The sequence below is a fragment of the Novosphingobium sp. CF614 genome, from assembly GCF_900113255.1.
In the GTDB taxonomy this organism is placed as follows: domain Bacteria; phylum Pseudomonadota; class Alphaproteobacteria; order Sphingomonadales; family Sphingomonadaceae; genus Novosphingobium.
In genome coordinates this window covers 184,202-205,534 of the sequence record NZ_FOOR01000005.1, presented here as the reverse complement: position 1 = coordinate 205,534, position 21,333 = coordinate 184,202, and the positions used below count along the sequence as shown (strand labels likewise).

Genomic DNA, 21,333 nt, shown 5'->3' with positions numbered 1-21,333 from the left:
TGGCGTACCGGGCGGCGCAGGTCGGGCGCCACAGCCCTATCGATCTTTACCAAGGCCGATCGGTCGGGCTGGCCCGCCGCGCATGGGCGAGCTTCACGGCAAACCGGCTCATTCGGCGACATAGCCCGGCGGCGGGGTGCGAGTGATGAAATGGCCCTTCACGCCTTGTGGCCACTGCTTGAACGGCACCCGGCCATGCTCGCTGGCGGCATAGTGGACGGCATATTCGAGAATCGCGGCGGCGGCTTCATCGTCCGGCACGAAGCGGCCCAGCACATAGCCGACCTTGCCGGGCGCACGGAGGTGAATGGTGCAGAAGTCGGTGCAGGCGAACAGGCAGGGCATTTCCTGCACGGCGATTCCGGCATAGCGAGGATCGCTTTCCCGGACCGAGCGCAACGCCGCCACCATGCGCGCGCCGCCGCGTATCCCGGCGGCATCCTCCCGCGCGTCCGTGCTGTGGCGGCAGGTATTGCAGGCGACGATGGCGGGGCCATCCTCCACTTGTTTCAGCATGGTCTTCCGGTCCTTCGATAGGGGGTCATCGTTCGAATACCCGGTCGCGCCACGGCTCGCGGGACTGCCAACCGCGCCGTTCCAGTTCGGGCGTGTCGAATTCTTCGGCCGGGTAGCCGATGCACAGCAGCGCGATCAGCGACCAATCGGCGGGCACCTCCAGCAGCGCGTGAACCGTCTGCGGATCGAGGATCGACACCCAGCCCAGCCCGATGCCGCGCAGCCGCGCGGCCAGCCACAAGTTGTGGATCGCCAACACGCAGGAATAGCGCAGCATTTCGGGCATGGTGGCGATGCCAAGGCCATGTCCCGCCTCGGGCCGGTCGTCGCAAAACACCGCCAGCAGTTCGGGAGCCTCGCGCAAACCGTGCAGCTTGAGCGAGACATAGTGATCGTATCGCACCTGCGCGGCGTAGCGCTCCGCCGCATGCGCGCTCTGGGCATCGACATGGGCCGCGAGCGCATCGCGGATACCCGGCGATCGCAGACGCACGAAGCGCCAGGGCTGCGCATTGCCGACCGAAGGCGCGAACGACGCACAGGCCAGCAGCGCCCGCATGTCCTCCTCCGCCACGGCGCGGCGATCGAAATGCCGCACATCGCGGCGCCAGCGCAGCAACCGCGCGAAACCCGCCGCGAATGCCGCGTCGAACCGAGGGGGTGCCTCGCTCAGAACTCGATTCCCTTCTGCGCCTTGACCCCGGAGCGGAAGGGGTGCTTCACCATGGTCATCTCGGTGACAAGGTCGGCCGCCTCGATCAGCGCCTCGGGCGCGTTGCGGCCGGTGACGATGACGTGCTTCATCTCATCGCGCCCGGTCAGCACCGCGAGAACTTCGTCGAGCGGCAGATACCCATAGCGCAGGGCGATATTCAGTTCATCGGCCAGCACCATGTGGTAGGCCGGATCCGCGATCATGCGCCTGACTTCATCCAGTGCCGCGCGCGCCGCCGCGATATCGCGCGCGCGATCCTGCGTGTCCCAGGTGAAGCCTTCACCCATCGGCTTGAATTCGACATTGCCGGGAAAGGCGTCGAATACGGTCTTCTCGCCGGTCGTCATGGCGCCCTTGACGAATTGGACCACGCCCACTTTCATGCCATGGCCGATCGCACGTATCACCATGCCGAGCGCCGCGCTGGTCTTGCCCTTGCCTTTGCCGGTGTGGACGATCAGCAGGCCCTGCTCGCGGGTCTTGTTCGCCATGATCTTGGCCTGAGCAGCCTGTTTCTTGCGCATCTTCTCGGCATGGCGAGCGTCGCCGACCGCCGTTTTCCCTTCGCTGTCAGTTTCCATCGATTTTCTCCCGCCGCATGAGATAGACATCCATGATCCAGCCATGGCGCGCGCGCAGTTCGGCCCGGCGCGCGGCGATCCTGGGACCGGTTTCGGCCAGAGGGCCCCGTTCCAGCGCTTCCTGCGCCATGCCCAGATAAGCACCCCACCAGATGGTCGTGCGCCCCGGCTCCAGCACTTCGAAGGCGCAGCCGCTGTCGAGCATGACGACGACCGTATCCGCGCCTTCCGGCCAGCCATGCGCGCGCAGCATCCGCCCGGTGGTGATGGTCACCGGCCCGGCCAGCCGGTTCAACGGCACGGCATGGGCGGCAGTCAGCGCCTGGATACTGGTGATGCCCGGCACGGCCCGGACCCGAATGCGCATGCCTCCGCGCTTCAGCCGTCCGGCGATCCGCAAGCTGCTGTCGTAAAGCGAGGGATCGCCCCAGACCAGCAGCGCCAGCCTGCCGCCATCGGGCAGATGCAGGGCGATCTGCGCGGCCCATGCGGCGGCGATGGCCTCGTGCCAGTCGTTGACGGCATCCAGATAGACCGCATCCGCATCACGAACGGGCAGGTCGAATTCGACGATCCGGGCCGGGCCGCTCAGCACCGCCGCACAGATGGCGCACCGCAGGTCGATCAGGTCGGACTTGGCGCGGCCCTTGCGCGGCAGCAGGATGAGATCGGCATCGTTCATTGCCCGAACCGCCTCGGCCGTCAGGTGATCGGGGTTGCCGGTCCCTATGCCGATGAGGTGGAGGTCGATCATCGACCCGCTCCGCGCGAAACGGGCGCGATCATGTGGAAATAGGTTCCGGTCACATGGCCGCGATGCGATCCGGTTTCAGCGACCCCTGCCCCGTCCGCATCGGTCACGCGGGCAAGCGGCGGATCGTTCTGCTCGACGATGGTCGAATAGTGGAACTCGTGGCCGCGCAGCCTTGTCCCGGCCGCAAGGCCCGATACCGGCACCAGCAACTCGGCAAGACGATAGCCAAGGTGCATCCGGCGCCGGGCATGGCTGGTGACCAGGCCAAGCAGGCCGGCCATGCGGTGCCGCTCACCGCTCTTGTCGATCAGCCCCTCGCCCAGCACCATATAGCCGCCGCATTCGCCGTGCACGGGCCGCGTCTCGGCATGGCGGCGCAGGCCGGACAGGAAGTTCGTCGCGGCGGCGATGGTGCCAGCGTGGAGTTCGGGATAACCGCCGGGAAGCCAGACCAGATCCGCGTGCGCGGCAGGCGCTTCATCGACCAACGGAGAAAACGGCAATATCTCCGCCCCGGCGCGGCGCCAGCCTTCGAGCAGATGCGGATAGACGAAGGAAAAGGCGGCATCGCGGGCGATGGCGATGCGCTGGGCTGGGGGAAGCGGCAGTCTGCCATCGCCCTGCGGCGCTGCCTCGCTCCCGCCGGCCGCGCCGCGGATCGCATCGAGATCGGCGTGGGCGCGCAGGAACGCGGCATAGTCGGCAATCGCCCGGTCGAGGTCCGGATGTTCCAGCGCCTGCACCAGTCCCAGATGACGTTCGGGCAGGGTCAGGTCGCCCCGCCTGGACAGGGCGCCCAGCACCGGGATACCGGCCGCCTCCAGCCCCTGGCGTACCAGCCGTTCATGGCGCGGACTGGCCACGCGGTTGAGGATCACCCCCGCGAACGGCAGCTGCGGATCGAGGCTTCTGAACCCCAGTGCGGTGGCGGCGGCGGACTGCGCCTGCCCGGACACATCCAGCACGAGCACCACCGGCCAGCCCATGCGGCGAGCCATGTCGGCACTGGCGCCATTGCCCGAGGCGCCGATGCCGGCAACGCCGTCGTACAGCCCCATCGACCCTTCGGCGAGCACCATGTCCGCCCCCGCCGCCTCGGCCGCGATAGCATCAAGCAGTCCGCCTTCCATCGCCCAGCTATCGAGATTGAACGAAGCCCGGCCGCAGGCGGCCCGGTGAAAGGCAGGGTCGATATAGTCCGGCCCGCTTTTGAACGGCTGCACCGTCAACCCGTCCTCGCTCAGCGCGCGGAGCAGGCCCAGCATCATGGTGGTCTTGCCAGTCCCCGAGGCGGGAGCGGCGATCATCAGGCCCGGCACGCTCATTCGGGTGCTGCCGAAAAGCGAGACGAGGCATCCTGGGGCCGGAAGCGGCGGTCATAGCCAGGAGCGTAGAGGCTGCTTTCGGCGAAATCCTGCACCGCCAGCACGCGCCCGACAAGGATCAGGGCAGTGCGCTCCATGCTGTCCGCAACGGCCCGCTCGATGGTCTCGAGCGTGGCGCGAACGACCCGCTGATCGGACCAGCTTGCCCGCCAGATCACAGCGACAGGGCAATCCGCCCCGTAGGCCGGGGTCAGATCCGCCACCACGCGCGCGAGGTTGTGGATCGAGAGGTGAATCGCGAGCGTCGCGCCGGTAACGGCAAAGTTCGTGAGGCTTTCGGCAGGCGGCATGGTGCTTGCGCGGCCCGGTGTACGGGTGAGCACCAGCGATTGCGTCAGTTCGGGCAGGGTCAGTTCCGCCTCCAGCGCTGCGGCGGCCGCAGCGAAGGCGGGAACGCCGGGCGTGATCGTGAAGGGAATGTCCATCGCGCGCAGCCGGCGCAGTTGTTCGCCCATCGCCGACCACACCGAAAGATCACCCGAATGAAGCCGCGCCACGTCCTGCCCGGCAGCATGGGCCGCGGCCATTTCGGCGATGATCTCATCCAGCTCCAGCGGCGCGGTGTTGACGGTCCGGGCGCCGGGCGGACAGTGATCGAGCACTGCCGCCGGGATCAGCGACCCGGCATAAAGGCACACCGGGCTACCCGCGATCAGGTCGCGCCCGCGCAGGGTCAGAAGATCGGGCGCGCCGGGGCCGGCGCCGATGAAATGGACGGTCATGTCGGGGTTCCCTGGAGGTGAGCACTGATAGCGATGGCGCAAGTCGCCATGCGATCGGGGGAGACATGGCGCGGCCCGAGCAGACGCCCGCCCGCGCCAGCCGCCGCCAGGGCGGATGCTTCCGCGACGCTGCCGACATCGCGCGCGGCCAAGCTGACGATGGAACGCGTGGGGGTCGAAACGGCGAGCAATGCCTCAGGCACCACGCCCGCCAGCGGCAGGCCCAATGCTTCGGCGAGCGGGACCAGCGCCGTGAGCTTGTCCTGCGCCGTGGCAAGATGCGTGACCGGAGGTCGTCCGTGTTGCGCCAAGGCGAGGGCGCCCCGCAGCGACGACAGGCTGACGCCCACCCGAAAGCCGAAGCCCGCGACGATCACAGCGCCGTGCTCCATTGCACCACGGGATAGCGTGCCCGCCAGCCGTGCCGGTTTCCGAGCGGCGCGGCATCGGAGAGTTCGATGCGCAGGAGACTGCCGCCCTTTTGGCCATGCCACCGGGTGAGCAGCGCTTCCGATTCCAGCGTCACCGCGTTGGCGACCAGCCGCGTTCCGCCGGGCAGGCACGACCAAAGCCTGTCCAGCAATGCGTCCGACAGTCCGCCGCCGACGAATACGGCATTCGGCAAGGGCGCGTCCGGCAAGACATCCGGCGCGATCCCGACAATGACCTTCAGCCAGTCCACGCCAAGCGCCTGAGCGTTGACCCGGGCACGCTCGGCGCGTGCCGGATCGGCCTCGACCGCGCAGGCCCGGTTCGCCGGATGGGCCAGCAGCCATTCGATCCCGACCGACCCTGACCCGGCGCCGATATCCCACAACAACTCGCCCGGACGCGGGCCGAGCGCCGACAGCGTGAGCGCGCGAACCGGGCGTTTGGTGATCTGCCCGTCGGAGGCGAACCAGTCGTCCGGTAGCCCTGCGGTGAGGGGCAATGGCTTGCCTTGCCCGGCGCAGTCGATTCCGACCGCTACCGGATGGACGATGTCGGCCAATGACAGTGTATCAGCGGGTACGCACCGTATCCGTTCGCGCGGGCCGCCCAACGCTTCCAGCACATGGAGAATCGAGGGACCGAAGCCCTCCCGCTTCAGATATCGCGCGAGCGCGGCCACCGCTTCGCCATCACGCAGCAGTGCCAGCACGCGCCGCCCCGGCACGAGATGGGGCCTCAGCCGTTCCAGCGGCGCGGCATGCAGCCCAAGGCAGGATGTCTCCTGGACCGGCCAGCCCAGTCGCGCGGCGGCCAGCCCGAAAGTCGATGGCGCAGGATGCGCCGCCCACTCGCCCGGATCAAGATATTGCGTCACGCGGGTGCCCGCGCCGAACCAGAAGGGATCTCCCGAAGCCAGCATCACCACGCGCCGCCCGCGATGGTCCATCAGGCGCGCGATCCCATCGGCAAAGGGCACTGGCCATTCGAGAATTGGACAATTAACGGGGGGGCAGCTAATCGCGGGCAGCAGCGAGAGGTGCCGGGCCGATCCCATGACCAGTTCCGCCTCGGCCAGTGCCGCGCGCGCAGCGGGGCCGAGGCCATCCGCCCCGTCCTCACCGATGCCGATTATCGTCAACCACGGCATGTGCCGAAACCGGGGAGCCGTATCAGCCATGCCGAATGTCCTCCTGCTGGGCGGCACCACCGAGGCGAGCGCCCTCGCCCGGCTGCTTGCGGCCCGCGGCATTGCGACGACGCTCAGCTACGCCGGCCGCACGGCGACGCCGCGCGCCCAGCCGGTGCCGGTCCGTGTCGGTGGCTTCGGCGGCGTTACGGGATTGGCCGACTATCTGCGCCAACATCGCGTGACCCATCTGGTCGACGCTACACATCCCTTTGCCGCGACGATGAGCGCCCATGCCGTGGACGCAGCCCGACTGGCCGGAGTGCCGCATGTGGCGCTGACCCGTCCAGCCTGGGAACCGGCCTCGGAAGACCGCTGGACCCGCGTTCCGGACATCGAGAGTGCGGTCGCCGCGCTGTGCGGGCCGGCACGCCGCGTCATGCTGGCGCTGGGACGGATGCATGTGGAAGCCTTCGCCGCCCAGCCGCAGCACCACTACCTGCTGCGCTTCGTGGACACCCCGGAACGCCTGCCGGCTTTGCCGCGTCATAGCCTGATCGTCGATCGTGGTCCCTTCACCGTCATGGGGGACAGCACCCTGATGCAGCGTCACGCCATCGACCTGGTGGTGTGCAAGAACGCCGGCGGGCAAGGCGCTGAGGCCAAACTGCTCGCAGCGCGGCAACTCGGCCTGCCAATGTTGATGATAGACCGCCCCGCCATTCCAGATCGGATGGAGGTCTATCGCCCCGAAGACGTGTTCGCATGGCTTGGTCATGATGCCGGCCCGGATGCCGAACGCGGCGTATAGAGGATCGGGCCGGCCGCCCGTTCGATCACGCGGGTAAGGCTCGATCCGACGATGACCATGGTGCGCATGTCGGCCATATCGGCGCGGGCTTGCCCCAACGGCACGATCCGCAATTGCTCTTCCGGCGTCGCCACGGCGCGAGCGAACAGGATCGGGCGTTGATCGCCGCACGCCGCGCGCAGCAGGTCCAGCACGCGTTCGAAACCCTCCGGCCGGGCCTTTGACCTCGGGTTGTAGAAGGCCATTGCAAAGTCGGCCTCCGCCGCCAGTCGCACCCGCTTTTCGATCAGCGACCAGGGCTTGAGATTGTCCGACAGGTTGATGGCGCAGAAGTCATGCCCCAAGGGCGCCCCTGCCCGCGCGCTGGCGGCCAGCATGGCGGTAATGCCAGGCAGCACCCTGATGTCGAGATCGCGCCAATGGGCTGGTCCAGCCTCCAGCGCTTCGAAGACGGCGGCGGCCATGGCGAAGACGCCGGGATCGCCGGACGAGACCACCACCACGCGCCGCCCCTGTGCCGCCAGTTCGAGCGCAGCAGCAGCCCGGTCCAGTTCAACACGGTTGTCGGACGGGTGCAGCACCAGTCCCTCACGCGGGGCGACACGGGCGACATAAGGGATATAACCGATCACGTCGCTCGCCGCGTCAAGCGCGGCAGTGACTTCAGGCGTGACCATGGCCTCGTCCCCGGGCCCCAGACCGGCGATGGCGATCCAGCCCCTGTCCTGCCGGGCGCTCATGGCCTGCGACCCTGGCCATGGATCAACAGGATCGAGAAATAGGGTGTCACGCTCTCCGCCTCGGCCAGTCGGGTCACGCGCTGGCCCGGCATGGCGGCATGTTCAACCAGCCAGGCTGCGTCTTCGCGCCCCGCTGCCGCCACCGCGCGGCGCAGTTTGGGCAGGTTGCGCCCGATCTTCATCACCACCAGGGCATCGGTATCGCGGATGCGCCGCACCAGTTCCTGCTCGGAAAGGGTTGCCATCGCCACCGTCAGCACGTCGTCACCCCAGGTGATGGGAACGCCCGTTGCGTTCCAGGCTCCAGCCATGCCGGTGATGCCCGGCACCACCGCCACCGGAACCACGCCCGCCAGACGGGCATGAAGATGCATGAACGAACCGTAGAAAAACGGATCGCCTTCGCACAGGACGACGACGTCCTCGCCAGCGCGCGCCAGTTCGCTCAATCGCTCCGTGCACTCGGCGTAAAAGGCGGAGAGGCAGGCGTTGTAGCGCGGATCGGACACCGGAATCTCGGTCGTTACCGGATATTCCATGGGGATTTCGACCGCGTCGGCGCGCAGCATGCCTTCGGCAATGCGGCGCGCCTGTCCCGGCCGCCCAGCCTTACGAAAATAGGCGACATGACGGGCGCCGCGCACCAGCCGGTCGGCGCGCACGCTCAGCAGATCGGGCGCGCCGGGGCCAAGCCCCACGCCGTGGATCGTTCCGCAAGGCCCGAGCATAGTCAACGTCACGCTCATTCGGCGCGGCTCGCCAAGGCATTGATCGCGGCGACCGTGATCGCGCTGCCGCCCAGTCGCCCCTCCACGATACAGCAGGGCACCGGCGGCGCTGCCCACAGCGCGGCCTTGGATTCGGCCGCGCCGACGAAGCCGACCGGACAGCCGATGATCGCCGCCGGGCGCGGGCAATCAGGATCTTCCAGCATCTCGAACAGATGGAAGAGCGCGGTCGGCGCGTTGCCGATCGCGACGATCGCCCCGGCCAAATGGGGCCGCCACAGTTCCAGCGCGGCGGCGGAACGGGTGTTGCCCATCGTACGCGCCAGGTCCGGCACTCGGGTATCGTTCAGGGTGCAGACGATCGGATTTGCGGCCGGCAGGCGCGCGCGGGTGATCCCTTCCGACACCATGCGGGCATCGCAGAGGATCGGGGCGCCCTCCCCCAGCGCCCCGCGTGCCGTTTCCACGAAACCGGGCGAGAAGCGGATATGCGCCGCCAGTTCCACCATCCCGGCGGCATGGATCATGCGCACCGCCACCGGTTCCTCATCGACCGAAAAGCGAGCAAGATCGGCTTCGGCGCGGATCGTTGCGAAGGACTGGCGATAGATGGCCGCGCCATCGGTTTCATAGACATGGGGCATCAGGCGGCTCCGAAATGGGCGAGAATCTCGGCCGGACCCAGGGCAGAGCGAATCGAGGGCCCGCCGGCGGGCGCATTCAGCGAAAGATCGAACCGGCCATTCCGGCCGGTCAGCGTGACATCGGCGGCGCGCGGGTGGGCACAGCCCTTGGCGCAGCCGGAGACATGCAGCCATCCCCCGACATGCGCGGCAAGGCGCCGGGCAAGTTCGCGGGTTTCGACCGTAGCCTGGGGACAACAAGGTGCGCCGGGGCAGGCTTCCGCACGCAGCAGTGGATCCTCGATGTCGCTGAGCAGACCCTCGATGCGCTCCGCAGGCGCGCCTTCGAGCAACAGCAGCCGCCAGGGCGTGATCCGCACGGCCCAGGTGGATAGGCTCTCCATCATCCCGGCCAGCATCGATGCCTCTATCCGGCCGAACGGCAGGCCATAGACCATGCCCAGATCGTGCCGGCCCGGCGCGATCCTGGCCGTGGACGGTGCGAGCAGGTGATCGCCGTGGGCCCAATCGGGAAGGGCAATCCCGTGCCGGACCATGCGCCCGACATCCGCGCCGCCACTCATCGCGAACCAGTTGGCGAGCGCGATCAGCGCGTCCGCTTCCTGGCCCGCCGCGACCGCGACGCCGGCAGGACGACCATCGGCGCGCAGGATGAGAGAGCCCCCCTCGCCCCGCTCGATACGAAAATCACCTGCCTCACCCCGGAGGGTGGAGGCCTGTCCGGCATCAATGACAAATCCGACCTTGCCAGGCAGATCGGGCAGTTCATCCAACCGTTGCTGCAATTCGCTGGCGATGCGGTGGCTGTCGTCGCCGTATCGCCAGTCCGGGGCGACCAGAATATTGCGCCGCGTTTCGACGACGGGATCGGCATTCACCAGATTCAAGGCCAGAAGCCGGTCCAGCATCGCCTGCCAGCCATTCTCACGCACACCACGTATCTGGAGGTTGGCGCGGCGGGTCATGTCGATCAGGCCATTGCCGTGCGTCACGGCGGCATCGCACAGGCCCAGCACCTGCTCGCGCGTCAGGCGGCCAAGCCGTGGTTTCACCCGGACCAACAGGCCGTCACCCGCCATCATCGGGTGCCACGCATCGGGACACCAACCCTTTGCTGCAAATCCGCTCATGCACCGTCTTTCCCGCTGGAGTGGATGGGCAGGTCGGCGAGGATCGAATTGCGCCGCGTCCGCCACAGCCCGGCTGCGTGAAGCGCGGCGAAGCAGCTTTCCATCGCCGCCAGTGCATCGGGGTTCTCGCGTTCCAGAAACGCGCGGACCTCCGCCTGGCCCAGCGTGGCATCGTGATAGAGATCGAACAGATGCGATGGCACGCTGCCCGATAGATGCGCGAACATGCCCATGTGATCGAGCGTGGCCGCCAGTTCGGCAGCCCCGCGAAAGCCGTGGCGCATCATGCCGGCAACCCAGCCCGGATGCGCGGCACGGGCGCGAACGACGCGGGCGATCTCTTCCGCAAGCGTACGTGCAACAGGGCCGGCCGGATCGCGATTATCGAGGTGATAGAGCGCCGCCACACCGCCCGCGAGCATCTTGGCGGCCGCAAAGCCGGCCTCGTGCGCGGCATAGTCGGCGGCCAGCAGCAGATCGGTTTCGGGCAGATCCTGAAGGTGGACGAAGGCATCGGCCGCCGCCACGCGCTGGCGCAGGCCTTCGGGGTCAGCGACGGCGGCCGGATCGAAGATCGTGTCCAGCGCATGGTCCGATGCCGCCAGCCAGGCTTCTCCGGCTCCGCGCCGCGCATCATCGGTATAGACCTCGGCCGTATCGCCGAGAGCCAGGCCATAGCAGCCCGGTCGCGGGCCATAGACACGCGGCGTAACCGCCCTGCCCGCGAAGGGATTCCAGTCCGCCGTTTCGTCTCGCGCACCCAGCGCCCGCACCGCCTGCCCGAACAGCGCCGGCAACGTCGGAAAGGCGTCGCGGAACAGTCCGGAAACGCGCAAAGTCACGTCGATGCGCGGTCGATCCAGCAGGGCGAGCGGCAGGATCTCGATCCCCGTCACCCGTTCGCAGGCCGTGTCCCACAGCGGTTTGACGCCCAGCAGATGCAGCGCCATCGCGAATTCCTCGCCCGCCGTGCGCATGGTCGCCGAGCCCCAGAGGTCGACCAGCACCCCGCGCGGATAGTCGCCATGATCCTGCAAGTGTCGCCGGATCAGTTCCTCCGCGAGACAGACTCCTTGCGCATGGGCGGCACGGGTCGGCACCGCGCGCGGGTCGATCGTGTAGAGGTTGCGTCCGGTCGGCAGCACATCGCTGCGCCCGCGATAGGGTGAGCCGGAAGGCCCGGGCGCCACGCGCTTCCCGTCCAGCGCCGCCAGCAACCCGGCCCGTTCCGCCGCGCCGTGCTCGTTCCGGCCAAAGACATGCAGCCCATCGCCGAACTGGCTTGCCTTCACGTCGCAAACGAAACGGTCGATGCGCGTGATCGCCTCGACCAATGTGGTCGCGCTGTCCAGGCCCAGTTCGGCTTCCAGACCAAGCGCGCGCGCTTCCTCGCGAATGGAGGTTTGCAGCCGATCGCGGCGGGCCGGGTCAAGTCCGTCGGCATTGGAAAATTCGTCGAGCAGCGCCTCGATCCGGGCGAGGCCCGCGCCGCTGCCGCTCTGCGTCAGGGGCGGCGGAACGTGGCCGATCGTGACCGCACCGATGCGGCGCTTGGCCTGCGCTGCCTCACCCGGATCATTGACGATGAAGGGGTAGATCACCGGCATGGCGCCCACCAGCGCCTCCGGCCAACATGCATCCGACAGGGCGACCGCCTTGCCCGGCAGCCACTCCAGCGTGCCGTGCGCTCCGATATGAACCAATGCGTTCACGCCCTGCTCGCGCAGCCACAGATAGAAAGCGACATAGGAATGGCGCGGACAGCGCGAGAGGTCGTGATAATCCTCCGCGCGGCTGGCGCTGATACCCCGCTCAGGCTGCAAGGCCACGATGGCATTGCCGGCCGTGATGGCGGGAAAGCGGAATGCGTCGTCCCGCACTGCCGGATCGCTTTCCGGATCCCCCCAGGCAGCGACAAGATCGGTACGCAGGGCCTCCGGCAAGGCGGCCAGCGCCCTGCGATAATCGGCTACCGGCCAGTACAAGTGCTCGCACCGGAGTGCGGCCGGCAAATCCGCGCGGGGAGCCACCGTATACCCCGCTTGCGCGAGGTCAGCCAGTATCGCCTCGGCGGAAGCAAAAGTGTCGAGCCCAACGGCATGGGCCATCTGGTAGGCCTTGCCGGGATAAGTGGAGAGGACAAGGGCCACGCGCCGATCGCCGGCAGGCTTTCGAGCCAGCGCGATCCAGCCAGCCACATGGGTGACGATCGCCTCGATCCGGTGCGGATCAGCGCGATGGAGGCTGCGGGAAAATTCCAGCGCATGATCGCGCATCCCTGCCTCCTTGAAGCTGGCGACCCCGGCGAAGATGCGGCCATCCAGTTCGGGCAGCACGACATGCATCGCGAGATCGGCAGGCGAGAGCCCCCGCGATGCGGCCGCCCAGGCGGCGCGGCCCGATGTGGCGAGCGCCAACTGGAACACGGGCACGCCAGCGCCGTCGAGCGGCGTATCGATCCCCTCGCCGCGGGCGGAGAAGGCGGTGGCGTTGACGATGGCGACCGGGGCCAGACCGCGAACCCACTGATCGACCTGACTGCGTATCTGCGGCGCCTTCAGTGACGGGACGAAAATCGATAACGTATCGAAACCCCGCCGCTCGAACGCGGCATGGAGGGCAGCGAAGGGATCCAGATCCTGCGCGGTCAGGTAGGAGCGATAGAATACCAGCAATACCAGGGGCCGGCCCAAATCGCGCGCGAAGGCTTCCGGGCAGACGACACCATGCTCGGAATGCCAGCCACCCGCCTCCGGCAAGGGCTCGCTGGTCGGTACGGGCATATCGCCCAGCCGCGCCGCCCGCGCCAGTTCGGCAAGCGCTGCCCGTGCCGCGCGTTCGCCGCCGGTATCGCACAGCCGCGCAAGCTTTCGCAGGACCGGCACGGGCAAGGTCGATACCGCATCCAGGCGCTCATCGGGCCGACCGTCACCCGGCAGGACGGCCAGCGCGACATGCCGTTCGCGGGCCAGCGCCTCGACCTGTTGCAGCCCGTAGCTCCAATAGGGGGTCCCGCCGATCAGCCGGACCAGGACCGCCCTGGCACCGGATAGGGTCCGCTCGACATAAGTATCGACCGACAGTGGGTGCATGAGCGCCGACAGGTTGGCGAGCCTGAGCGAGGGCATGTCCTCCCGAGCCGCGCGCGCGCCGTGCCATGCGGCCGCGAATGCTCCCAGATCGCTGTCCGAAAAGGACAGCACCACAAGATCCGCAGGCTGCTGCCCCAGATCCTGCGGGACGGCATTTTCCTCCATCCCGTGGGTTTCGCGGAAGATGACGTGCATCGTGCGGGTTCAGTTCGCGAGCACGCCGCGAATGGTTTCGGCGTCGACACGATCATGCTCGGCAATGACGACGAGCGTGGTGCACCGCGCTTCACCGGGTCGCCATGGGCGATCGTATTGATAGCGCACCCGTGCGCCCACCGCCTGCACCAGCAGCCGCATCGGCTTGTCCGCAACGGCGGCATAGCCTTTCACCCGCAGGATATCGTGATCGCGCGCCAGCGTTTCGATCCGCGCCACCAGATCCGCCGGCTCGGCGATCGCGCCCAGCGCGATGACGGTGCTGTCGAAATCCCCATGCTCGTGATCGTCCTCACCATCATGATGCGATGGGCGCGCGGCGACATCGTCTTCGGCAGCGGCGCCGAGGCCGAGGATCACACGCGGATCGATCACGCCCTCGGCGAGTTCGATCACCGGAACAGGGCGCGGTGCTTTGGCCAGGATCAGGGCGCGCGCGGCCGCGGCGCCTTCAGGCCCGGCCAGATCGACCTTGGTAAGCAAAACCATGTCGGCGCAGGCAAGCTGGTCCTCGAACACCTCCGACAGCGGTGCTTCATGGTCGACGCTCGGATCGGCGGCGCGTTGGGCATCCAGCGCGGCGACATCGGGCGCAAATCGACCGGCGGCCACGGCCTCGGCATCGGCAAGAGCCAGCACACCGTCCACCGTGATCCGGCTGCGGATGGCCGGCCAGTCGAACGCCTTGAGCAGCGGCTTGGGAAGTGCCAGGCCCGACGTCTCGATCAGGATGTGATCCGGGCGCGGATCGAGTGCGAGCAGTTTCTCCACGGTGGGGATGAAATCGTCCGCCACGGTGCAGCAGATGCAGCCGTTGGCCAGCTCGACGATGTTTTCCGCCGGGCACCCATGAATGGAAGAATTGGCGGAAACGGCGCAGGACTGGAGAATGTCGCCGTCCACGCCCAGGGTGCCGAATTCGTTGACCACCACCGCCAGCCTGCGGCCGCCCGCATTGCGGATCAGGTGGCTGATGAGCGTGGTTTTCCCCGCGCCCAGAAAGCCGGTAACGATGGTGACCGGCACCTTGGACAGTTCGGACATGGCAACTTCCCCGCGCGCCGGAGCGAGAAAAGCGGGGGCTTGCCGGACATGTCCGGTCGGCGCGAGACGACGGGCGGGCGCGACAATGCACCCGTGACCACGCGACCGTGCAGCCCCAGCCGCACAGCTTCGTCGCTCAGACGGAGAGTTACCGTGCCGTGACCATCCCCTGGATCAGGCAAGAGCGACCGGTGCGCCGGCAGGTCTCCTGGCTCGCGGGTCACAGCTTGATGCACGCCTTCCCAGACTTGCACGTGTGCCCGGCACACATGCCTTGTCCAGTGGCTGCTCCCGCACTCAGGAGCATGTGCATCGCACTATCCGCTTACAGTTGCAGGGACAGCCACGGATTTGGAAGCAAGCTTCCGCACCGCATTCCCGATTAAGCCCCTGGCGGGGCACCGGCGCGATCATCGAAGGACGGCATCGACCACCCTTCGGCGCCGGCCCTAGCCGAAAATCGAAGCCAAGCCAATTGGTGTTGTTGCTCCGTCCCCATCGCACCGGTGGCGGGCGAGACCCATCTGCCCCTTCGTCGCTTTCTCCCTTCGTCGTTGCGAGGTGGCGAAGCCGCCCAAGCAATCCAGGCCGACAGAAATTTCAGGCAGCAACGGATATTTCGATCTCATCGAAGCGCTTCCAGCGATAGATCGCGAAGCTGGCAAACCAGCAGAGCACGAAAAGCCCGATGATGGCGAAGCCCAGGCTGTTGAAGTTTTCTCCCAGTTTCGCGGCAAGGCTCCACGGCCACCCTGCCAGCCCAAGCGTGTCGCCGATCAGGACCATTGCCTCGATTCCGCCAATGATGATGGCCACGATCGCCGAGATCAGGGTGATGGTAATGTTGTAATAGAGCTTGCGGATCGGCTTCACGAAGGCCCATTCGTAAGCGCCCAGCATCACCACGCCGTCCGCCGTATCGATCAGCGCCATGCCGGCCGCGAACAGCGCAGGCAGGACCAGGATTGTTCCGATCGACAGGCCGTCAGCGGCCTGGCTGGCGGACATGCCCAGAATGGCGACTTCGGTAGCGGTATCGAATCCAAGCCCGAACAGAAACCCCAGCGGAGCCATATGCCAGCTCTTGTTCACGAGACGGAATATCGGCCTGAACAGCCTGGCCAGCAGGCCGCGCGACCCCATCAGCAGATCAAGTTCGTCTTCCACATAGTCGCCGCCCGCTCGAACATGGGCGAAAGTTCGCCAGACCGAGCGCAGGATGACGAGGTTCATGCCCGCGATGGCGAAAAGGAAGAGTGCGGAAATCATGGTCGCCACCACGCCGCCCAGGTCCTTGAAGGCATCGAAGCGCGACAACGCGCTGGTCGTCAGCGCGATGGTGATCGACGCTATGGCAATGATCCCCGAATGCCCGGTCGCAAACCAGAAACCGACCGAAACCGGGCGCTGGCCATTCTGCATCAGCTTGCGGGTCACGTTGTCGATGGCGGCAATATGATCGGCATCGACCGCGTGACGCAGACCAAGCCCCCAGGCAAGCAAAGCGGTGGCCAACATCAGGGGCTGCGCGTGAAAAAGACCATACGCCCAGATCCAGGCAGCAATATTCGCGGCGATCAATCCCGCGAACAGAGCGCTAATCCGTCGGCGCAACGACCGCGAAGCCGGCGCGGCAACCGCGACGCCGGAAAAGATGGTCTCGATCACAAAATAGTCCCTCCGGCGTCCTGCGACGTAGCCGGGGCGTACCGTTCGCGAACGGCCGGTACGCGCGGCGGCCGTTCGCCGTGGGCGGCCGACGCACGTCTCCGATGCGGCCCCAGCCGCTCGTTCGTCGCTCAGACGGAGTTCACCGTGCCGCGGCCATCCCCTGGACCGGGCAAGAGCGACCAGACGCCGGCAGGTCTCCTGGCTCGCGGGTCACAGCTTGATGCACGCCTTCCCAGGCCTCGCATGATTTAGCGTCCGGCCCAGTGGCTGCCCCTTCAAGAAGGAGCCGTGTGCATCGCGCTATCCGCTTACAGTTGCAGGGACAGCCGCGGATTTGGAAGAAAACCCTCCGCACCGCATTCCCGATTAAGCCCCATTCAGGGCACCGGCGCGATCGATCAGAAACCGGCAAACGCCGATTCCCAGAGGGCGAGGTATCACTGTTGCCACGCCATGCCTAGTCGGCACCTGATCGATCAGAACCGACTGCCCAACGATCGTGGCGTAGCCGGGGAAAAGTTCCTAAAATACCAAAAGTGCGTGAATAACTGGATCAATGCAAATGCCCACAAGAGGCGAATCATCGTCAATGCCGCCGCCGCCGATGCCATGCACTGCGAACGGCACATGACGATCGTCCCCGGCGCAGGGCATGTGTTTGAGGAACCGGGCACGCTGAGCCAGGTCTTCGCGCCCGCCAGCGCGTGGTTCCTTCGCCATCTGGGAGACATAAAATGACCGGCCGAGCAGGCTTTGTCGACCGCCGGGAAGCCGGACGGAGACTGGCGCAAGCGGTGCAGGCACTCGATCTGGAAAACCCCGTCGTGCTGGCGTTGCCGCGCGGCGGCGTGCCCGTCGGCTTCGAGGTCGCCAGGGCGCTTGGCGCGCCGCTCGACATATTGATGGTCCGCAAGATCGGCGCGCCGGGCCATGAAGAGTACGGGATCGGCGCACTGGTCGACGGTGCCTCGCCGCAAGTCGTGATCGACGAGGACATGGCCCGAATGGTCGGCGCCAGCCGCGACTACATCGACAGGCAGATCGCGCTGCAGCTTGCGGAGATCGAACGCCGCCGCGTGCTCTACCGCACCGGCCCCGCCGTATCCTTGAATGGACGCGACGTGATCGTGGTCGACGACGGGATCGCCACCGGAAGTACCGTGCGCGCGGCCCTGCAGGGGCTCGCAAGGGCGCGGCCGGCCCGGATCGTGCTCGCGGTGCCGCTGGCGCCGGCAGACGTCCTGTCCCAGCTTCGTCCGCTGTGCGACCGCGTCATATGCCTTCTCTCGCCCACTCCGTTCCATGCTGTCGGCATGCACTACCGCGATTTCAGTCAGACAGAGGACACGGAAGTCATCCATCTTCTTGATGAAGCCAGGCACTGGCAAAAGCCCGGCCTGGGCGAAGTCCAGACCCCGTAGACCATTTTGCGAGTCGTCGGTGGAATCCCCCGACGACTCGCAAAATCCGGAAAACAAAGAACGAATAGAGCGGGATCCGCCGCTACTTCAGCGCATCCTCCAGGAATGACGCCGCGATATCGGCAGGCTATCCTGCCACGGCCCGACCTTTGGTAAACTCCAGCAACACGAGCAGGCCGGCGCCCGTCAGCACCACCAGCCCCAGCTCGAGCCAGTCGAGCGGTGCGAAGCCGAGTATCCGACGGATCGCCGGGACGGTCAGAATGGTGACACTGCCCGCCGCGATGAATCCCAGCACATAGCGAAACACCCGATTTCCGCGCAGCAGCGCATGGCCCAGCGAGGTGCTGAACGAGCGATTGGCCAGCACCAGCGCGAGGATTGCCGATACCAGCGCGAAGAATGTCAAGGTGCGCAGTTCCGCTGCCGGCAGGCCATAGCGGGCGGCGGCCAGATAGAGCGCGATCAGCACTGCCGCGGCCAGCGCACCTTGCGCAGCCCCGCGGCGGATCACATCCAGTGAGAACAGCCGCTGCGCCGGATCGCGCGGCGGACGCCGCATCAGTCGGCTTTCCTCGCGCTCCGCCTCGAACACCAACGCGCAGACCGGATCGATAATCATTTCGAGCAACGCGATCTGGATCGGACCCAGGACCAGCGGCAAGCCGAGCACCAGCGGCATGATCGCCAGCGCGGCGATCGGCACGTGCACGCCGAAGATGAAGCCAACCGCCTTGCGGATGTTGTCGTAGATGCGCCGGCCCAGGCGAACGGCATCGACGATCGCACCGAAATCGTCCTCGACCAGGACAATGGCCGATGCCTCGCGGGCGACATCGGTTCCGCGCCTGCCCATGGCGATGCCGATATGGGCGGCCTTGAGCGCGGGCGCGTCGTTGACCCCGTCCCCCGTCATCGCCACCACCTCCCCTGCTGCCTGGAGCGCGTTGACGATGCGCAGCTTCTGTTCGGGCATGGTCCGGGCGAACACGTCGATAGTTCCGACCCGCGCGGCGAAGTCCACGTCCGACAGTGCCGCCAGTTCTTCGCCGGTCATGATCCTGTCTGCGCGAAGCCCGGCCGCTTCGGCGATCGCCTTTGCCGTCGCCGCATAATCGCCCGTAATCATCACCACGCGGATGCCTGCCGAGCGGCACCGCGTGATCGCCTCCGCGACACCCGCGCGCAGCGGATCAGTGAGGCCGACGAGTCCAAGCAGCACGAAGACGTGCTCCTCGTGGGCCTTGTCAAGGCCATCCCGATCCGTCACCGCCGAAGCCACGCCGAGCACGCGCATGCCCCGCGCCGCCATGCGCTGCGCGGCCTCGTCGAGCGCTGCACGCTGCGTCTCGTCCAGACGGCAGAGCCGCGCAATCGCCTCGGGCGCGCCCTTGGCTGCGATAGTCAGCGCGTTCTCATCGCCTCCGGCACACCAGACGTTGGACATCGCCAGCAGATCGGGGCGCAGCCCATGCGTGCGTAGAAGCTGCAGGCCTTGCTGTGGCGGCGGTCCGGTATCGGTGGCGGCGGCATGGAATGCCACTTCCATCGGATCGGACGGGACCGGCGCGCTCGCCAACGCACCGGTTTCGAGCAGTGGGCGAAACCGCGAATCGCGCGGCGCGTCCGCAAAACGGGGGGTTTCCTGCGAAGGCAGCCAGAGTTCAGCCACGGTCATGCGATTGCAGGTCAGCGTTCCGGTCTTGTCGGTGCAAAGCACCGTCGCCGCGCCTAGGGTCTCGATCGCGGCGGCACGGCGCGTCAGCACGCCGACTTGCGCGATCCGCCAGGCACCCATCGCCAGGAAGATCGTCAGCACGACCGCGAACTCTTCGGGCAGGAGCGACATGCCGATGGCGATCCCGGCCAGCACCGCGTCAAGCCAGCCCCCGCGCGACAAGCCGTAAAGGAGCGTCACCACCATGGCCACGGCAATGCCGCCCATCGCGCAGAGGCGGACGATCCACGCCGTCTCGCGCTGGAGGCGCGGCGCCTGGATCTCCAGCGCGGTGAGCGAGAGCCCGATCGCGCCGATGCGACTGCGCGTCCCGGTTCCAGTGACTCGCGCCAGGCCGCGCCCGTGCGTGACGATCGATCCGGCGAAGACCTGCGGCCGATCCTCGCCGCCGGGCGCGGCGCGATCATCCTCATCGTGCCGCGCGGCGCGCTTTCGCACCGGCACCGATTCGCCCGTCAGCAGCGATTCGTCGGCCTCGATGCCGTCCGCTTCAAGCAGCAGCGCATCGGCGGCGATGCGATCGCCCGCGTCGAGGACAAGAATGTCGCCCTCCACCACCTCGCGCCCCGGAATACGGACCAGCTCGCCATCGCGCACGACGAGCGCGCGCGGCGCTGAAAGATCGCGTAGCGCCTCGAGCACGCGCTCGGTACGGGCTTCCTGGATGATCGTGATCGCGATCGAAAGGCCTGCGAAGACAAGGAGGATGAGCGCTTCGGTCCGGTCGCCGAGCAGGAGATAGATCAAGCCCGCCGCCAGAAGCAGTGCCAGCATCGGCTCGCGCAGCACTTCCATCGCGATCCGGACCTGGGTCCGTTTACGCGCACGAGGCAGCTCGTTCGCGCCGTCGCGCGCCAGCCGCTCGCGGGCTTGCGAAGCGGAAAGCCCTTGATAGCCGGCGTTCGGCGACGATGGCGTCACGTCCGGTCAGCCAGCATTGGCATTGCCCTTGGAGATATTCGCGACGCAGCCGTCCAGCATCTTGATCCCCCGGTCATCGCGTTGGCGGGAACGAGCAGCCGCCATTCGGAACTCTTGACGCCCCCATTTCTTCGCCACCTCACAACGGCGAAAGGAGAAGGTTGAGACTCGCGTCAAAAGACTTGGTATGAATACCGTTGTTGTGCATGCAGTTTCGGTGCCTTCTTTGAAAGGCGCGGTCGTTGATTGCCATCAATGCAACGTCCCGTGCAAGAATGGCAGCAATGGCTCGTCCGGTCACGCTCCGTAACATTACGAGATGCGCGCCCATGACAGGCCAATACCTTCGCCAGCCAGCACGTTAGAGCTTGGAGAAAGCCAATGACATCGCAAGCGCTCGATACGACCCTGTCCGAAGCGGGCGGCGTCACGCTTGCCACGCGCGGGGGCCTCGTTCTCAAGCTGCGTCCGGTCACGGCGGACGACGCAGCGACTCTTACCGCGCTCTTCGATCGTCTGGCGCCCGAAGACATGCGCTTTCGCTTCCTGAGCGGGCGGGAGCACCTTTCAGCGCACCAGCTTGCCGCCATGATCGGCGTAGACCACCGGCACAGCGAGCATCTGCTCGCTTTCGATGCCGCGACCTCGCGGCTCACCGCGAGCCTCATGATCGTCGCCGACGAACACATGGACGTGGCCGAAGTCGCCATCGCGGTCAGCCCGGATTTGAAGGGACAGGGCATTGGCTGGACTCTGCTCAAACATGCGGCAGAGCTGGCCCGCGAACGCGGTGTGCGCCGCCTGCGCTCGATCGAAAGTCGGGCCAATCACCAGGCGATCGAGGTCGAGCGCGCACTCGGCTTCAATACCAGCGACTACGAAGGCGACGCGACCTTGGTCCTGGTCGAGGCTCAGCTAGGCTGAGCACGCACGCCGGAGCGCATCA

The 21,333-nt window shown here is 67.0% G+C and carries 20 protein-coding genes and 2 riboswitches; of the genes, 4 read left to right on the top strand and 16 right to left on the bottom strand.

All coding sequences use genetic code 11. The features are described from left to right. Positions 1–108 precede the first annotated feature (108 nt). The 8 genes from BM052_RS08350 to cbiE are packed head-to-tail and all read right to left on the bottom strand — an operon-like array spanning position 109 to position 6,282. Entirely contained in the window at positions 109–516 is a 408-nt protein-coding gene (locus BM052_RS08350) for a DUF1636 domain-containing protein (protein ID WP_091145439.1), read from the bottom strand. Between the two features lie 25 nt (positions 517–541). Continuing rightward, a complete protein-coding gene (gene bluB / locus BM052_RS08345) occupies positions 542–1,189 on the bottom strand; it encodes a 5,6-dimethylbenzimidazole synthase (protein WP_091145438.1) in 648 nt (215 codons plus the stop codon). After that, positions 1,186–1,812: a cob(I)yrinic acid a,c-diamide adenosyltransferase gene (gene cobO / locus BM052_RS08340; protein WP_091145435.1), complete on the bottom strand. Its 627-nt coding sequence runs from the start codon at positions 1,810–1,812 to the stop codon at positions 1,186–1,188. The genes bluB and cobO overlap by 4 nt, the downstream gene beginning before the upstream one ends. Beyond that, positions 1,802–2,566 carry a precorrin-6A synthase (deacetylating) gene (gene cobF, locus BM052_RS08335; protein ID WP_091145433.1) on the bottom strand — a complete coding sequence of 255 codons (765 nt, stop codon included), beginning with the start codon at positions 2,564–2,566 and terminating at the stop codon, positions 1,802–1,804. Before cobF ends, cobO begins: the two co-directional genes overlap by 11 nt. Then, a complete protein-coding gene (locus BM052_RS08330) occupies positions 2,563–3,891 on the bottom strand; it encodes a cobyrinate a,c-diamide synthase (protein ID WP_091145430.1) in 1,329 nt (442 codons plus the stop codon). Before BM052_RS08330 ends, cobF begins: the two co-directional genes overlap by 4 nt. After that, the gene (gene cobM / locus BM052_RS08325) at positions 3,888–4,673 is read right to left on the bottom strand and encodes a precorrin-4 C(11)-methyltransferase (protein ID WP_091145429.1); all 786 of its coding nucleotides are present in this window, start codon (positions 4,671–4,673) and stop codon (positions 3,888–3,890) included. Before cobM ends, BM052_RS08330 begins: the two co-directional genes overlap by 4 nt. Next, a complete protein-coding gene (locus BM052_RS08320; protein ID WP_255406033.1) occupies positions 4,670–5,065 on the bottom strand; it encodes a cobalamin biosynthesis protein in 396 nt (131 codons plus the stop codon). The genes cobM and BM052_RS08320 overlap by 4 nt, the downstream gene beginning before the upstream one ends. Further along, a complete protein-coding gene (gene cbiE, locus BM052_RS08315) occupies positions 5,047–6,282 on the bottom strand; it encodes a precorrin-6y C5,15-methyltransferase (decarboxylating) subunit CbiE (protein WP_091145426.1) in 1,236 nt (411 codons plus the stop codon). The genes BM052_RS08320 and cbiE overlap by 19 nt, the downstream gene beginning before the upstream one ends. On the opposite strand from cbiE, the gene BM052_RS08310 reads away from it, so the two are divergent. After that, entirely contained in the window at positions 6,281–7,042 is a 762-nt protein-coding gene (locus BM052_RS08310; RefSeq protein ID WP_091145423.1) for a cobalt-precorrin-6A reductase, read from the top strand. The two genes, cbiE and BM052_RS08310, sit on opposite strands and share 2 nt — an antisense overlap. Here BM052_RS08310 and cobJ read toward each other — a convergent pair. The 7 genes from cobJ to BM052_RS08275 all read right to left on the bottom strand — a co-directional run bounded on the left by cobJ (position 7,006) and on the right by BM052_RS08275 (position 16,229). Beyond that, complete coding sequence (gene cobJ, locus BM052_RS08305; protein WP_091145420.1) at positions 7,006–7,782, bottom strand: precorrin-3B C(17)-methyltransferase; 777 nt, start codon at positions 7,780–7,782, stop codon at positions 7,006–7,008. The genes BM052_RS08310 and cobJ overlap by 37 nt on opposite strands. Then, the gene (gene cobI, locus BM052_RS08300) at positions 7,779–8,528 is read right to left on the bottom strand and encodes a precorrin-2 C(20)-methyltransferase (protein WP_091145418.1); all 750 of its coding nucleotides are present in this window, start codon (positions 8,526–8,528) and stop codon (positions 7,779–7,781) included. Before cobI ends, cobJ begins: the two co-directional genes overlap by 4 nt. Beyond that, positions 8,525–9,154, bottom strand: coding sequence for a precorrin-8X methylmutase (locus BM052_RS08295; RefSeq protein ID WP_091145416.1), 630 nt, complete (start codon positions 9,152–9,154; stop codon positions 8,525–8,527). Before BM052_RS08295 ends, cobI begins: the two co-directional genes overlap by 4 nt. Then, entirely contained in the window at positions 9,154–10,284 is a 1,131-nt protein-coding gene (locus BM052_RS08290) for a cobalamin biosynthesis protein CobG (RefSeq protein WP_091145414.1), read from the bottom strand. Before BM052_RS08290 ends, BM052_RS08295 begins: the two co-directional genes overlap by 1 nt. After that, positions 10,281–13,571, bottom strand: coding sequence for a cobaltochelatase subunit CobN (gene cobN, locus BM052_RS08285; protein WP_091145411.1), 3,291 nt, complete (start codon positions 13,569–13,571; stop codon positions 10,281–10,283). The genes BM052_RS08290 and cobN overlap by 4 nt, the downstream gene beginning before the upstream one ends. A 9-nt stretch (positions 13,572–13,580) precedes the next feature. Beyond that, positions 13,581–14,636 (bottom strand): cobalamin biosynthesis protein CobW, encoded by a 1,056-nt coding sequence (gene cobW, locus BM052_RS08280; protein ID WP_091145408.1) that lies wholly within the window; start codon positions 14,634–14,636, stop codon positions 13,581–13,583. Between the two features lie 180 nt (positions 14,637–14,816). Beyond that, positions 14,817–15,057, bottom strand: a riboswitch (cobalamin riboswitch). 179 nt (positions 15,058–15,236) lie between these two features. After that, on the bottom strand, positions 15,237–16,229 hold the full coding sequence (locus BM052_RS08275; RefSeq protein ID WP_091145604.1) for a HoxN/HupN/NixA family nickel/cobalt transporter: 993 nt from the start codon (positions 16,227–16,229) through the stop codon (positions 15,237–15,239). A 248-nt stretch (positions 16,230–16,477) separates the two neighbouring features. Then, a riboswitch (cobalamin riboswitch) is annotated at positions 16,478–16,712 on the bottom strand. 48 nt (positions 16,713–16,760) lie between these two features. On the opposite strand from BM052_RS08275, the gene BM052_RS19420 reads away from it, so the two are divergent. Both BM052_RS19420 and BM052_RS08270 read left to right on the top strand, forming a co-directional pair. Beyond that, on the top strand, positions 16,761–17,045 hold the full coding sequence (locus BM052_RS19420) for a hypothetical protein (RefSeq protein WP_143084782.1): 285 nt from the start codon (positions 16,761–16,763) through the stop codon (positions 17,043–17,045). Then, positions 17,042–17,728, top strand: coding sequence for a phosphoribosyltransferase (locus tag BM052_RS08270; RefSeq protein ID WP_091145406.1), 687 nt, complete (start codon positions 17,042–17,044; stop codon positions 17,726–17,728). The genes BM052_RS19420 and BM052_RS08270 overlap by 4 nt, the downstream gene beginning before the upstream one ends. A gap of 127 nt (positions 17,729–17,855) precedes the next feature. On the opposite strand, the gene BM052_RS08265 is transcribed toward BM052_RS08270, so the two are convergent. Then, a complete protein-coding gene (locus BM052_RS08265; protein ID WP_091145403.1) occupies positions 17,856–20,387 on the bottom strand; it encodes a cation-translocating P-type ATPase in 2,532 nt (843 codons plus the stop codon). A 381-nt stretch (positions 20,388–20,768) separates the two neighbouring features. Between BM052_RS08265 and BM052_RS08260 the strand changes: the two genes are divergently transcribed. Further along, positions 20,769–21,311 carry a GNAT family N-acetyltransferase gene (locus tag BM052_RS08260; protein ID WP_091145402.1) on the top strand — a complete coding sequence of 181 codons (543 nt, stop codon included), beginning with the start codon at positions 20,769–20,771 and terminating at the stop codon, positions 21,309–21,311. Positions 21,312–21,333: the final 22 nt, after the last annotated feature.

Excerpts from the sequence above, each read along its gene's own strand:
- BM052_RS08350 (WP_091145439.1), bottom strand. The coding sequence starts at position 516 with ATGCTGAAACAAGTGGAGGATGGCCCCGCCATCGTCGCCTGCAATACC.
- cobO (WP_091145435.1), bottom strand. The coding sequence starts at position 1,812 with ATGGAAACTGACAGCGAAGGGAAAACGGCGGTCGGCGACGCTCGCCAT.
- cobF (WP_091145433.1), bottom strand. The coding sequence starts at position 2,566 with ATGATCGACCTCCACCTCATCGGCATAGGGACCGGCAACCCCGATCAC.
- BM052_RS08330 (WP_091145430.1), bottom strand. The coding sequence starts at position 3,891 with ATGAGCGTGCCGGGCCTGATGATCGCCGCTCCCGCCTCGGGGACTGGC.
- cobM (WP_091145429.1), bottom strand. The coding sequence starts at position 4,673 with ATGACCGTCCATTTCATCGGCGCCGGCCCCGGCGCGCCCGATCTTCTG.
- BM052_RS08320 (WP_255406033.1), bottom strand. The coding sequence starts at position 5,065 with ATGGAGCACGGCGCTGTGATCGTCGCGGGCTTCGGCTTTCGGGTGGGC.
- BM052_RS08310 (WP_091145423.1), top strand. The coding sequence starts at position 6,281 with ATGCCGAATGTCCTCCTGCTGGGCGGCACCACCGAGGCGAGCGCCCTC.
- cbiE (WP_091145426.1), bottom strand. The coding sequence starts at position 6,282 with ATGGCTGATACGGCTCCCCGGTTTCGGCACATGCCGTGGTTGACGATA.
- cobJ (WP_091145420.1), bottom strand. The coding sequence starts at position 7,782 with ATGAGCGCCCGGCAGGACAGGGGCTGGATCGCCATCGCCGGTCTGGGG.
- cobI (WP_091145418.1), bottom strand. The coding sequence starts at position 8,528 with ATGAGCGTGACGTTGACTATGCTCGGGCCTTGCGGAACGATCCACGGC.
- BM052_RS08295 (WP_091145416.1), bottom strand. The coding sequence starts at position 9,154 with ATGCCCCATGTCTATGAAACCGATGGCGCGGCCATCTATCGCCAGTCC.
- BM052_RS08290 (WP_091145414.1), bottom strand. The coding sequence starts at position 10,284 with ATGAGCGGATTTGCAGCAAAGGGTTGGTGTCCCGATGCGTGGCACCCG.
- cobN (WP_091145411.1), bottom strand. The coding sequence starts at position 13,571 with ATGCACGTCATCTTCCGCGAAACCCACGGGATGGAGGAAAATGCCGTC.
- cobW (WP_091145408.1), bottom strand. The coding sequence starts at position 14,636 with ATGTCCGAACTGTCCAAGGTGCCGGTCACCATCGTTACCGGCTTTCTG.
- BM052_RS19420 (WP_143084782.1), top strand. The coding sequence starts at position 16,761 with ATGCCTAGTCGGCACCTGATCGATCAGAACCGACTGCCCAACGATCGT.
- BM052_RS08270 (WP_091145406.1), top strand. The coding sequence starts at position 17,042 with ATGACCGGCCGAGCAGGCTTTGTCGACCGCCGGGAAGCCGGACGGAGA.
- BM052_RS08260 (WP_091145402.1), top strand. The coding sequence starts at position 20,769 with ATGACATCGCAAGCGCTCGATACGACCCTGTCCGAAGCGGGCGGCGTC.